This window comes from Streptomyces collinus Tu 365, assembly GCF_000444875.1.
GTDB classification, from domain to species: Bacteria; Actinomycetota; Actinomycetes; order Streptomycetales; family Streptomycetaceae; genus Streptomyces; species Streptomyces collinus_A.
This window is the reverse complement of sequence record NC_021985.1, coordinates 3,973,161-3,985,814: the sequence shown is the minus strand read 5'-3', so window position 1 is coordinate 3,985,814 and position 12,654 is coordinate 3,973,161. Positions and strand designations below refer to the sequence as shown.

General features: G+C 73.9%; 8 protein-coding genes. 7 read left to right on the top strand and 1 reads right to left on the bottom strand.

Annotated elements, in window-relative coordinates; all coding sequences use genetic code 11:
• Positions 1–24 precede the first annotated feature (24 nt).
• On the bottom strand, positions 25–1,143 hold the full coding sequence (gene serC / locus B446_RS17235; protein WP_020940731.1) for a phosphoserine transaminase: 1,119 nt from the start codon (positions 1,141–1,143) through the stop codon (positions 25–27).
• Positions 1,144–1,300: 157 nt separating this feature from the next.
• Between serC and B446_RS17230 the strand changes: the two genes are divergently transcribed.
• From B446_RS17230 to B446_RS17200, 7 genes are all read left to right on the top strand, one after another.
• The gene (locus B446_RS17230) at positions 1,301–4,141 is read left to right on the top strand and encodes an FAD-binding and (Fe-S)-binding domain-containing protein (protein WP_043478482.1); all 2,841 of its coding nucleotides are present in this window, start codon (positions 1,301–1,303) and stop codon (positions 4,139–4,141) included.
• 202 nt (positions 4,142–4,343) lie between these two features.
• The gene (locus tag B446_RS17225; protein WP_020940729.1) at positions 4,344–5,297 is read left to right on the top strand and encodes an EamA family transporter; all 954 of its coding nucleotides are present in this window, start codon (positions 4,344–4,346) and stop codon (positions 5,295–5,297) included.
• Positions 5,298–5,489: 192 nt separating this feature from the next.
• Positions 5,490–6,284, top strand: coding sequence for a TIGR03084 family metal-binding protein (locus B446_RS17220; RefSeq protein WP_020940728.1), 795 nt, complete (start codon positions 5,490–5,492; stop codon positions 6,282–6,284).
• Entirely contained in the window at positions 6,281–7,957 is a 1,677-nt protein-coding gene (locus tag B446_RS17215) for an acyclic terpene utilization AtuA family protein (protein ID WP_043475836.1), read from the top strand. Before B446_RS17220 ends, B446_RS17215 begins: the two co-directional genes overlap by 4 nt.
• Complete coding sequence (locus B446_RS17210) at positions 7,954–9,552, top strand: acyl-CoA carboxylase subunit beta (RefSeq protein ID WP_020940726.1); 1,599 nt, start codon at positions 7,954–7,956, stop codon at positions 9,550–9,552. Before B446_RS17215 ends, B446_RS17210 begins: the two co-directional genes overlap by 4 nt.
• Positions 9,553–9,560: 8 nt before the next feature.
• Positions 9,561–11,402, top strand: a complete 1,842-nt coding sequence (locus tag B446_RS17205) for an acetyl/propionyl/methylcrotonyl-CoA carboxylase subunit alpha (RefSeq protein WP_020940725.1) — start codon at positions 9,561–9,563, stop codon at positions 11,400–11,402.
• An 84-nt stretch (positions 11,403–11,486) separates the two neighbouring features.
• On the top strand, positions 11,487–12,647 hold the full coding sequence (locus tag B446_RS17200; RefSeq protein WP_020940724.1) for an acyl-CoA dehydrogenase family protein: 1,161 nt from the start codon (positions 11,487–11,489) through the stop codon (positions 12,645–12,647).
• Positions 12,648–12,654: the final 7 nt, after the last annotated feature.

The following is a 12,654-nucleotide window of genomic DNA, read 5'->3' as shown; positions in this document are numbered from 1 at the left end:
CTTCCGACCTGAGTTGACGGGAGGTCAGAGCCTCTCGATCACGTAGTCGACGCACTTGGTGAGTGCCTCGACGTCCGCCGGGTCGATCGCCGGGAACATGGCGATGCGCAGCTGGTTGCGGCCGAGCTTGCGGTACGGCTCGGTGTCCACGACGCCGTTGGCGCGCAGCACCTTGGCCACGGCCGCGGCGTCGATCTCGTCGGAGAAGTCGATCGTGCCGATGACCTGCGAGCGCTTGGCCGGGTCGGAGACGAACGGGGTGGCGTACTTGGACTCCTCCGCCCAGGTGTACAGGCGGGTCGAGGAGTCCTTGGTGCGGCCGGTGGCGAAGGCCAGGCCGCCCTGCCCGTTGAGCCACTCGAGCTGCTGGTTGAGCAGGAAGAGCGTGGCGAGGGCCGGGGTGTTGTACGTCTGGTTCTTGCGGGAGTTGTCGATCGCCGTGGGCAGCGAGAAGAACTCCGGGACGTGGCGGCCGCTCGCGTGGACGCGCTCGGCGCGCTCGATCGCGGCCGGCGAGAAGACGCCGATCCACAGGCCGCCGTCGGAGGCGAAGGACTTCTGCGGGGCGAAGTAGTAGACGTCCGTCTCGGCGATGTCGACCGGGAGGCCGCCCGCGCCGGAGGTGGCGTCCACCAGGACCAGCGCGCCCTCGTCGGCGCCGGACACGCGCTCGATCGGCATGGCCACACCGGTGGAGGTCTCGTTGTGGGTGTAGGCGTAGACGTCGACACCGGCCTCGGCGCGCGCCTCGGGGTGGGTGCCGGGGTCGGCGGCGATGACGGTGGGCTCGGCCAGCCAGGGGGCGAGCTTGGCCGCCTTGGCGAACTTGGAGGAGAACTCGCCGAACGTGAGGTGCTGGGACTTGTTCTCGATCAGCCCGTGGGTGGCGATGTCCCAGAAGGCGGTGGAGCCGCCGTTGCCGAGGACGACCTCGTAGCCCTCGGGCAGGGAGAACAGGGAGCCGATGCCCTCGCGGACCTGGCCCACCAGGTTCTTCACGGGGGCCTGGCGGTGGGAGGTGCCGAGCAGGGAGCTTCCGGTGGCGGCGAGGGCGTCGAGCGCCTCGGTGCGCACCTTGGAGGGGCCAGCGCCGAATCGACCGTCGGCGGGCTTGATGTCAGCGGGAATCTGGATGTCGGCCACGAGTCGGAGGGTATCCGCTAGACGAAACGGGACGGAACCATGTCCGTCCGATGAGACGAGTTCACCGCCCCCTGGACTTGTGAGGTCGTACGACTGATTCGGGGTGGTTGTGGACAACGGACGGTGACTGTCCGTGGTCGTGTGCATCCTGGAACGCATGACGGATCTCTCGGGTCTTGAGGCGGAGCTGCGCGCGAGCGTCCGGGGCGAGGTCGGCTTCGACGTCACCGCCCGGGCGCTGGTGACCATGGACGCGTCCAACTACCGGCGGGTCCCCGCCGGGGTGGTGTCCCCGCGGGACGCCGACGACGTGGCGGCGGTGCTGGAGGTGTGCCGCGGGCGCGGTGTGCCGGTGGTGGCGCGCGGCGGCGGCACCTCCATCGCCGGGCAGGCGACCGGCACGGGCGTGGTGCTGGACTTCACCCGGCACATGAACGGCCTGCTGGAGCTCGACCCGGGCGGCCGCACCGCCGTGGTCCAGCCGGGTCTCGTCCTCGACCGCCTCCAGGAGGCCGCCGCCCCGCACGGGCTGCGCTTCGGCCCCGACCCCTCCACGCACAGCCGGTGCACGCTCGGCGGGATGATCGGCAACAACTCGTGCGGCTCCCACTCGGTCGCCTGGGGGACCACCGCGGACGCCGTGCGGGAGCTGTCCGTCGTCACCGCGCGCGGGCGGCGGCTGCGGCTCGGACGGGACTGGGCCGGAGCGCCGGAGGGCCTGCGGGAGCTGGCGGAGGGCGAACTGGCCCGGTTGCGCACCGGTTTCCCGGACCTGCCCCGCCGGATCTCCGGGTACGCCCTGGACGCGCTGCTGCCCGAGCGGGGCGCCGACGTCGCCCGCTCCTTCTGCGGCTCCGAGGGCACCCTCGGCATCCTGACGGAGGCGGTCGTCCGGCTGGTGGAGGCGCCCCGCGCGCGTGCCCTCGCGGTGCTGGGGTACGCCGACGAGAGCGCGGCCGCCGAGGCCGCGGCGGGCCTGCTGCCGCACCGGCCCCTGACGGTCGAGGGCATGGCGGCCGACCTGGTGCGCTCACCGGCCGGGCTGCCCGGGGGCGGTGCCTGGCTGTTCGTGGAGACCGGTGGGGACGCGCCGGCCGAGGCACGCGCGCGTGCGGAGGCGGTCGTCCGCGCGGCCGACGTCGTCGACTCCCTCGTGGTCACGGACCCGGCGGCCCAGCGGACCCTGTGGCGGATCCGGGAGGACGCGAGCGGGACCGCCACCCGGATGCCGGACGGCACCGAGGCGTGGCCCGGCTGGGAGGACTGCGCCGTGCCGCCCGCCCGGCTCGGCGCCTACCTGCGGGACTTCCGCGCCCTGCTCACCGCCCACCGCCTGCGCGGCACCCCCTACGGCCACTTCGGCGACGGCTGCATCCACGTCCGTATCGACTTCGACCTGCTCACCGAGGCGGGCGTCGGCCGCTTCCGGCGTTTCTCCGAGGAACTGGCCGACCTGGTGGTGGCGCACGGCGGCTCGCTCTCCGGGGAGCACGGCGACGGCCAGGCCCGCGCGGAACTGCTGCCGCGGATGTACGGCGAGGAGACGGTGCGGCTCTTCGAGCGGGCCAAGGCGGTCTGGGACCCCGACGACCTCCTCAACCCCGGCATGCTGGTCCGCCCGGCCCCGCTGGACGCGAACCTGCGCTTCGCCGCCCTGCCCCGCCGCCCGGTCGACGTGGCCTTCGGCTACCCGGCCGACGGCGGCGACTTCTCCGCGGCCGTCCGCCGCTGCGTCGGCGTCGCCAAGTGCCGTACGACGACGGCCGCCGGACCCGCCGTCATGTGCCCCTCCTTCCGGGCGACCGGCGAGGAGGAGCACTCCACGCGCGGGCGGGCCCGGCTGCTGCACGAGATGCTCGCGGGCGAGCTGGTGACGGACGGCTGGCGGTCCCCGCAGGTCAGGGACGCGCTGGACCTGTGCCTGTCCTGCAAGGGCTGTCGCTCGGACTGCCCGGTCGGCGTCGACATGGCCACCTACAAGGCCGAGTTCCTGCACCACCACTACGCGGGCCGGCGCCGCCCGGCCGCCCACCACACCCTGGGCCGGCTGCCGGTCTGGCTGCGCTGGGTGGCCCGGACCCGCACGGCCCCGCTGCTCAACGCGCTCGCGCGGACCGGCCCGCCCGCACGGGCCGCGAAACGACTGGCCGGGATCGCGGCCGAGCGGGAGATCCCCCGGATCGCGCGGGAGCCCTTCAGCCGCTGGTGGCGGCGGCGGACCCCGCGCACCACGGGGACCACGGGGACCACGGGGACCACGGGCGACCTGGCTGTCCTGTGGCCTGACACCTTCACCGAACACCTCTCGCCCTCCGTCGGGCGGGCGGCCGTGAGGGTGCTGGAGGCCGCCGGACTCCGGGTGGTCCTGCCGCCCTCCCGGCCGCTGGGCGCCGGGGTCTGTTGCGGCCTGACCTACGTCTCCACCGGGCAGCTCGACCGCGCCCGCGCGGTGCTGCGCCGCACCCTGGACCTGATGGAGCCGGTGCTGCGCACGGGTGCCCCGGTCGTCGTCCTGGAACCGAGCTGCGCGGCCGCCCTCCGCGGCGACCTCCCGGAGCTGCTGCACGACGACCCGCGCGCGGCCCGCCTGGCGGCGGCGGTCCGCACCTTCGCCGAGACGCTCCAGCAGCACGCCCCCGGCTGGACACCGCCCGCCGTGGACCGCCCGGTCGCCGGCCAGACCCACTGCCACCAGCACGCCGTCCTGGGCGACAGCGCCGACCGCGCGCTGCGCGCCTCCGCGGGCCTGACCGGCGAACTGAGCGGCGGCTGCTGCGGCCTGGCGGGCAACTTCGGCTTCGAGCCGGGCCACTTCGAGGTGTCACGCGCCTGCGCCGAGGAGCAGCTCCTGCCGGCGGTGACCGGGGCCCCCGAGCAGGCCGTGATCCTGGCGGACGGCTACTCCTGCCGGACCCAGCTGCGAGAACTCGCCGGCGTACGGGGTCGGCACCTGGCCGAGGTGCTGGCGGAGGCACTGGAGGAGGGCGCCGATGCATAAGCCACTTCCCAGGTTCACGCGGGAACTCTCAGCCCCGGGGGTGCTCGAACAGGAGCAGTCGTCCGGCAGGTGACCGCGGTGCATCTCACCATCCAGGACAGCTACATAAAGGGTTCACACTCCTGACGGGGTCTATTACCCTGGACTCGGTAGTACATCGAGATGAACATGATCTGATCCGAGCCAGCCCCCAGGACCGCCCGTGAGCACGCCCAGCGCCACCGCACCCCCGACGCAAGCCGCGCCCGCACCCCCGGGTGGCGGTGGTGGCCCGCGCCGCCCGCGGGGCTTCGGCTCGCTCGGGCCCGTCGGGCTGGTGCTCGCCGGCGGCATCTCCGTCCAGTTCGGCGGAGCGCTGGCGGTGACCCTGATGCCCAGGGCCGGTGCGCTCGGCGTCGTCACCCTCCGGCTCCTCGCGGCCGCCGTGGTCCTGCTGCTGGTCTGCCGGCCCCGGCTGCGCGGCCACTCCCGCGCCGACTGGGGCACCGTGGTCGTCTTCGGCATCGCCATGGGCGCGATGAACGGCCTCTTCTACGAGGCGGTCGCCCGGATCCCGCTGGGCCCGGCCGTCACCCTGGAGGTCCTCGGCCCGCTGGCCCTGTCCGTCCTGGCGTCCCGCCGGCTGATCAACGCGCTGTGGGCCGGTCTGGCCCTGGGAGGCGTCTTCCTGCTGGGCGGTGGCGGCTTCAGTGACCTCGACCCCGTCGGTGTCGCCTTCGCCCTGGGCGCCGGCGCCATGTGGGCGGCCTACATCGTCTTCAGCGCCCGCACGGGCCGCCGCTTCCCGCAGGCGGACGGGCTCGCCCTCGCCATGGCGGTCGCGGCCCTGCTGTTCCTGCCGCTGGGCGTCGCCGAGGCGGGCTCCCGGCTCCTCGACCCCACCACCGTCGCCCTCGGCTCGGCGGTGGCCCTGCTCTCCTCGGTGCTGCCCTACACCCTCGAACTCCTGGCCCTGCGCCGCCTGCCCGCCTCCACCTTCGCCATCCTGATGAGCCTGGAACCGGCCATCGCGGCGACGGCCGGTTTCCTCATCCTCGACCAGGCCCTGTCCGCCGTGGAGGCCGCCGCGATCGCCCTCGTCATCGCCGCGAGCATCGGCGCGGTACGCACCCAGATCGGCCGGGGCAAGGTCACCCTGCCGGTCGAGGGGCAGTGACCCGGGGCACCAGGACGCGGGGGGCGCCCGCCCGCTGACCACGGCCAAGGAGCGCGCCCCGACCGCGACGCACCTGTCCCAGCCCCCGCCGGGTTTCCCGGCGGGGGCTGATCAGTCGGCGGATCGAGCCGCGGCGACAAATTAATGCAAGCACGCTTGATTGTTTCTCGGGCCGCTGCCATGCTCCCTGCCATGGCCGACCCGACGCCCGTCATCGACGACCTGCGTGCCGAAAGCGAAGAACTCGACCTGCTGGTAGCTGAGTTGAGTGCCGAACAGTGGGGGCTCGCGACTCCCGCCCCCGGCTGGACCGTCGCCCACCAGATCGCACACCTCGCCTGGACCGACCGCTCGGCGCTGCTGGCCGTCACCGACGCAGACGCCTTCCGCGCACTGGTCGAGAAGGCGCTCACCCGCCCCGACTCGTTCGTCGACGAAGGGGCGGAGGAGGGCGCTCGGCTGCCGACCGCGGAGTTGCTGTCGACGTGGCGCGAGGGCCGCGCCGCCCTCGACCGGTCCCTGCGCGCCGCACCACCGGGCGCTCGATTCCCCTGGTACGGCCCACCCATGTCCGCCGCCTCCATGGCCACCGCCCGGCTCATGGAGACCTGGGCCCACGCACTCGACGTCGCCGACGCCCTCGGTGTGGTGCGCCACCCCTCCGACCGGCTCCGGCATGTGGCCCGGCTCGGGGTGCGGACCCGCGACTTCGCCTTCGGGGCGCACGGACTGACCCCGCCGGCCGAGGAGTTCCGCGTCGAACTGACCGCGCCCTCCGGCGCCCTGTGGGCCTTCGGCCCCGAAGACGCCCCGCAACGCGTCACCGGCCCCGCCCTCGACTTCTGTCTCCTGGTCACCCAGCGCGCGCACCGCGCCGACCTCGACCTGCGTGCCGAGGGTCCGGACGCCGGCCGCTGGCTCGACCTCGCGCAGGCGTTCGCGGGCCCGCCCGGCACCGGGCGCCCGCCGAAGGAGGGAAGCCGGTGAACCTGTTGCGCATCGGCAACTTCTCCGGCTTCTACGGCGACCGCGCGGACGCCCTGCGCGAGATGCTCACCGGCGGCGAGCTGGACGTCCTCACCGGCGACTACCTCGCCGAGCTGACCATGCTGATCCTCGGCCGGGACCGGCTGAAGGATCCCGGCGCCGGGTACGCCCGTACCTTCCTGCGGCAGCTGGAGGACTGCCTCGGCCTCGCCCGGGAGCGCTCCGTCAAGATCGTGACCAACGCCGGCGGCCTCAACCCCGCCGGGCTCGCCGACGCCGTACGGCAGCTGGCCGGCCGGCTCGGTGTCCCCGTCCGCGTCGCCCACGTCGAGGGCGACGACCTCACCGCCCGCCACCCCGGCAGCCTCGCCGCCCACGCCTACCTCGGCGGCTTCGGCATCGCCGAGTGCCTGCGCGGGGGCGCCGACGTCGTGATCACCGGCCGGGTGACCGACGCGGCGCTCGTCACCGGGCCCGCCGCCGCCCACTTCGGCTGGCGGCCGGGGGAGTACGACCGCCTCGCCGGCGCCGTCGTCGCCGGGCACGTGCTGGAGTGCGGGACGCAGGCCACCGGCGGCAACTACGCCTTCTTCGGCGACGGAGACGTCCGCCGCCCCGGCTTCCCGCTCGCCGAGATCCACGAGGACGGCAGCTGCGTCGTCACCAAGCACCCCGGCACCGGCGGCTTCGTCGACGTCGGCACCGTCACCGCGCAGCTCCTGTACGAGACGGCGGGGGCCCGGTACGCCGGGCCCGACGTGACGGCCCGCCTCGACACCGTGCGGCTCACCCAGGACGGCCCCGACCGGGTGCGTGTCGAGGGGGTGCGCGGGGAGGCGCCGCCGCCCACCCTCAAGGTCGGGCTCAATCGCCTCGGCGGGTTCCGCAACGAGGTCGTCTTCGTGCTCACCGGGCTCGACATCGAGGCCAAGGCCGCCCTCGTCCGGGAACAGATGGCCGACGCGCTGGCCAAGTCCCCGCCCGCCGAGACCCGCTGGGAGCTGGCCCGTACCGACCACGCTGACGCCGGCACCGAGGAGACCGCCAGCGCACTGCTGCGGCTCGTCGTGCGCGACCCCGACCAGGCGGTCGTGGGGCGCGCGCTCAGCGGTGCCGCGATCGAGCTGGCCCTCGCCAGCTACCCCGGCTTCCATGTGGTGGCCCCACCGGGGAGGGGCGCGCCCTATGGAGTCTTCGAGGATGTGTTCGTCGACCATGGTGCCGTCGACCATGTGGCCGTCCTCCACGACGGGCGGCGCGTCCCTGTGGCCCCGCCCCGGGACACCGCCCCCCTCACCGACCCGACCCGCCCACCCCTCCCGGACCCCCTGCCGGCCGGGCCCACCCGCCGCGCACCCCTCGGCCGCGTCGCCGGGGCCCGCAGCGGCGACAAGGGCGGCGACGCCAACGTCGGCGTGTGGGCGCGCTCCGAGGACGCCTGGCGGTGGCTCGCCCACGAGCTGACCGTGGACCGGTTCCGGCAGCTGATCCCCGAGAGCCGGGAGCTGCCCGTCACCCGGCACGTGCTGCCGAACCTGCGCGCCCTCAACTTCGTCGTGACCGGCATCCTCGGTGCCGGCGTCGCCGCCCAGCACCGCTTCGACCCGCAGGCCAAGGCCCTCGGCGAATGGCTGCGCTCCCGCCACCTGGACCTCCCGGAGGCCCTCCTGTGACCGTCCTCGGCTCCACCCTGGACACCGAAGACCCGGACTACCGGGCCCACCGCGAGACCATGCTCGCCAAGCTCGCCGACCTCGACACCGAGCACGCCAAGGCGCTCGCGGGCGGCGGTGAGAAGTACGTCCAGCGGCACCGGGGGCGCGGCAAGCTGCTCGCCCGCGAACGCGTCGAGCTGCTCCTCGACCCCGACACGCCCTTCCTGGAGCTGTCCCCGCTGGCCGCCTGGGGCAGCGACTACGCCGTCGGCGCCTCGCTGGTCACCGGCATCGGCGTGGTCGAGGGCGTGGAGTGCCTGATCACCGCCAACGACCCGACCGTGCGCGGCGGCGCCAGCAACCCCTGGAGCCTGAAGAAGGCGCTGCGCGCCAACGACATCGCGCTCGCCAACCGGCTGCCCTGCATCAGCCTGGTGGAGTCCGGCGGTGCCGACCTGCCCTCCCAGAAGGAGATCTTCATCCCCGGCGGGGCCGTCTTCCGGGACCTGACCCGGCTGTCCGCCGCCGGCATCCCGACCGTGGCCGTCGTCTTCGGCAACTCCACCGCGGGCGGCGCCTACGTCCCCGGCATGTCGGACCACGTGATCATGGTCAAGGAGCGGGCCAAGGTGTTCCTCGGCGGACCGCCGCTGGTGAAGATGGCGACCGGCGAGGAGAGCGACGACGAGTCCCTGGGCGGCGCGGAGATGCACGCGCGCGTCTCGGGCCTCGCCGACCACTTCGCCGTGGACGAGCGCGACGCCCTGCGCCAGGCCCGCCGCGTCGTCGCCCGCCTCAACCACCGCAAGGCGTACGAGGACCCGGGGCCGGCGGCGCCGCCCGAGTACGACCCGGAGGAGCTGCTGGGCATCGTCCCCGGCGACCTCAAGATCCCCTTCGACCCGCGCGAGGTCATCGCCCGGATCGTCGACGCCTCCGACTTCGACGAGTTCAAGCCGCTGTACGGCACCAGCCTCACCACCGGCTGGGCGACCCTGCACGGCTACCCGGTCGGCATCCTCGCCAACGCCCAGGGCGTGCTGTTCAGCGCCGAGTCGCAGAAGGCGGCCCAGTTCATCCAGCTCGCCAACCAGCGCGACATCCCGCTGCTGTTCCTGCACAACACCACCGGCTACATGGTCGGCAAGGAGTACGAGCAGGGCGGGATCATCAAGCACGGCGCCATGATGATCAACGCCGTCAGCAACAGCAGGGTCCCGCACCTGTCCGTGCTCATGGGGGCGTCGTACGGCGCCGGGCACTACGGCATGTGCGGGCGCGCCTACGACCCCCGCTTCCTGTTCGCGTGGCCCAGCGCCAAGTCGGCCGTCATGGGCCCGCAGCAGCTCGCGGGCGTGCTGTCGATCGTCGCCCGCCAGTCGGCGACGGCCAAGGGGCAGCCCTACGACGAGGACGCGGACGCCGCCCTGCGCGCCATGGTGGAGCAGCAGATCGAGTCCGAGTCCTTGCCCATGTTCCTGTCCGGGCGGCTGTACGACGACGGCGTCATCGACCCGCGCGACACCCGTACCGTCCTCGGCCTGTGCCTCTCCGCCATCCACACCGCCCCCTACGAGGGCGCGCGCGGCGGCTTCGGCGTCTTCCGGATGTGAGGGACCCAGTGATTTCGACACTCCTCGTCGCCAACCGGGGCGAGATCGCCCACCGCGTCTTCCGCACCTGCGCCGAACTGGGGATCCGGACGGTCGCCGTGCACTCGGACGCGGACGAGAACGCGCTGCACGCGCGCGTGGCCGACGCGGCCGTACGGCTGCCGGGCGCGACGCCCGCGCAGACGTACCTGCGCGGCGACCTGATCGTGAAGGCGGCCCTGGCCGCCGGCGCGGACGCCGTCCACCCCGGCTACGGCTTCCTCTCCGAGAACCCGGACTTCGCCCGCGCGGTGCTCGACGCCGGACTGCTCTGGATCGGGCCGCCGCCGGCCGCCATCGAGGCCATGGCGTCCAAGACACGCGCCAAGGAACTCATGGGCATCGCCCCCCTCGGCGAGGTCACGGAGGACGACCTGCCGGTGCTGGTGAAGGCGGCGGCGGGCGGCGGTGGCCGCGGCATGCGCGTCGTGCGCCGCCTGGCGGACCTGCCGGCCGCGCTGGATAGCGCCGCCGCCGAGGCCGCGAGCGCCTTCGGCGACGGCGAGGTCTTCGTCGAGCCGTACGTCGAACGCGGCCGCCACGTCGAGGTGCAGATCCTCGCCGACACCCACGGCACCGTCTGGACCCTCGGCACCCGCGACTGCTCGCTCCAGCGCCGCCACCAGAAGGTGATCGAGGAGGCCCCCGCACCCGGCCTCGGCCCCCGGCTCACCGAGGAGCTGTACGCCCTGGCGGTGCGCGCGGCCCGGGCCGTCTCCTACGTGGGCGCCGGCACGGTCGAGTTCCTGGTCGCCGACGGCCGGGCCCACTTCCTGGAGATGAACACCCGTCTCCAGGTGGAACACCCGGTCACCGAGGCCGTCTTCGGCCTCGACCTGGTCGCCGAACAGCTCCGCGTCGCCGAGGGCCACCCCCTGCCGGCCGCACCGCCCGCCGCACGCGGCCACGCCGTCGAGGCCCGCCTGTACGCGGAGGACCCCGCCCACGACTGGGCCCCGCAGACCGGCACCCTGCACCGCCTCGCCGTACCGGCCGGGGTCCGTCTCGACACCGGCTACACCGGCGGCGACACCATCGGCGTGCACTACGACCCGATGCTCGCCAAAGTGGTCGCCCACGCACCCACCCGCGCCGAGGCGCTGCGCCGGCTGGCGGGCGCGCTGGAGCGGGCCGAGGTCCACGGCCCGGTCACCAACCGCGACCTGCTGATCCGCTCCCTGCGGCACCCCGAGTTCGCCGCCGGCCCCGTGGACACCGGCTTCTACGACCGTCACCTCGCCGAACTGACCCGCCCCGCGCCCGACGTCCACGCCCCCCTGGCGGCCGCCCTCGCCGACGCGCACGGCCGCTCACGCTTCGGCGGCTGGCGCAACGTCCCCGCGCAGCCGCAGACCAAGCGCTACGAGATGGCGGGCGATGAGGTCGAGGTCCGCTACCGGCACACCCGGCAGGGCCCCGTGGCCGACGGCGTCCGGGTCGTGCACGCGGACGCGCGCACCGTCGTCCTCGAAGTGGACGGCGTGCGGCGGAAGTTCGAGATCGCACGGTACGGCGACCAGGTGTACGTGGGCGCCACCCGCCTCACCGCCCTGCCCCGCTTCCCCGACCCGGCCGCCCAGCTCGCCCCTGGCTCCCTGCTCGCGCCGATGCCGGGCACGGTCGTACGCGTCGCCGACGGCCTCGCCGAGGGGACCACCGTCACCGCGGGCCAGCCGCTGATCTGGCTGGAGGCGATGAAGATGCAGCACCAGATCACCGCACCCGTCGCCGGCACGCTCACCGCCCTGCACGCGAGGCCCGGACAGCAGGTGGAGCCGGGGCTGCTGCTGGCGGTGGTGCAGCCGACCTGACGGGCACGGCGCACCGCCCGCCCCACCATGGGCGGCCCGACCGCGGACCGCCCCGCCACGGACCACCCGCACCCGGAGGACCGCATGACCACCCTCATCGAAACAGCGGAACACAAGGCACTCCGAGACGCGGTCGCCGCACTCGGCAGGCGCTACGGACGCGACTACGTCGCCCGCACCGTCGCCGAGGGCCGCCCGCCCACCGAACTCTGGGCCGAGGCGGGCAAACTCGGCTACCTCGGCGTCAACCTGCCCGAGGAGCACGGAGGCGGCGGCGGTGGCATCACCGAACTGTCCATCGTCCTGGAGGAACTGGGCGCCGCCGGCTCCCCGCTGCTCATGCTCATCGTCTCCCCGGCCATCTGCGGCACCGTCATCGCACGCTTCGGCACCGAGGACCAGAAGCGCACCTGGCTCCCCGGACTCGCCGACGGAAGCCGCCTGATGGCCTTCGGCATCACCGAACCCGACGCCGGCTCCAACAGCCACCGCATCACCACCACCGCCCGCAGGGACGGCGCCGACTGGCTCCTCACCGGCCGCAAGGTCTTCATCTCCGGGGTGGACATGGCCGACGCCGTGCTCATCGTCGGCCGCACCGAGGACGCCCGCACCGGACGCCTCAAGCCCTGCCTGTTCATCGTCCCCACCGACGCCCCCGGCTTCCAGAAGCGGGCGATCGACATGGAACTCAAGGCCGCGGAGCGCCAGTTCGAGCTGGTCCTCGACGACGTACGGCTGCCCGCCGAGGCGCTTGTCGGCGACGAGGACGCCGGTCTGCTCCAGCTGTTCGCCGGCCTCAACCCCGAGCGCATCATGACCGCCGCCTTCGCCATCGGCATGGGCCGGTACGCCCTCGCCAAGGCCGTCGAGTACGCCCGCGACCGCACCGTGTGGAAGACCCCCATCGGCGCCCACCAGGCCATCGCCCACCCCCTGGCACAGGCACACATCGACCTGGAGCTGTCCCGCCTGATGATGCAGAAGGCGGCCCACCTCTACGACGCGGGCGACGACATCGGCGCGGGCGAGGCCGCCAACATGGCCAAGTACGCGGCCGGCGAGGCCTGTGTGAAGGCCGTCGACCAGGCCGTGCACACCCTCGGCGGCAACGGCCTCACCCGCGAGTACGGCCTGGCCTCACTGATAGCCGCCGCGCGCGTGTCTCGTATCGCCCCGGTGAGCCGGGAGATGATTCTCAACTACGTCTCCCACCAGACCCTGGGCCTGCCCAAGTCCTACTAGAGACCGT

Excerpts from the sequence above, each read along its gene's own strand:
- B446_RS17200 (WP_020940724.1), top strand. The coding sequence starts at position 11,487 with ATGACCACCCTCATCGAAACAGCGGAACACAAGGCACTCCGAGACGCG.
- B446_RS17230 (WP_043478482.1), top strand. The coding sequence starts at position 1,301 with ATGACGGATCTCTCGGGTCTTGAGGCGGAGCTGCGCGCGAGCGTCCGG.
- B446_RS17220 (WP_020940728.1), top strand. The coding sequence starts at position 5,490 with ATGGCCGACCCGACGCCCGTCATCGACGACCTGCGTGCCGAAAGCGAA.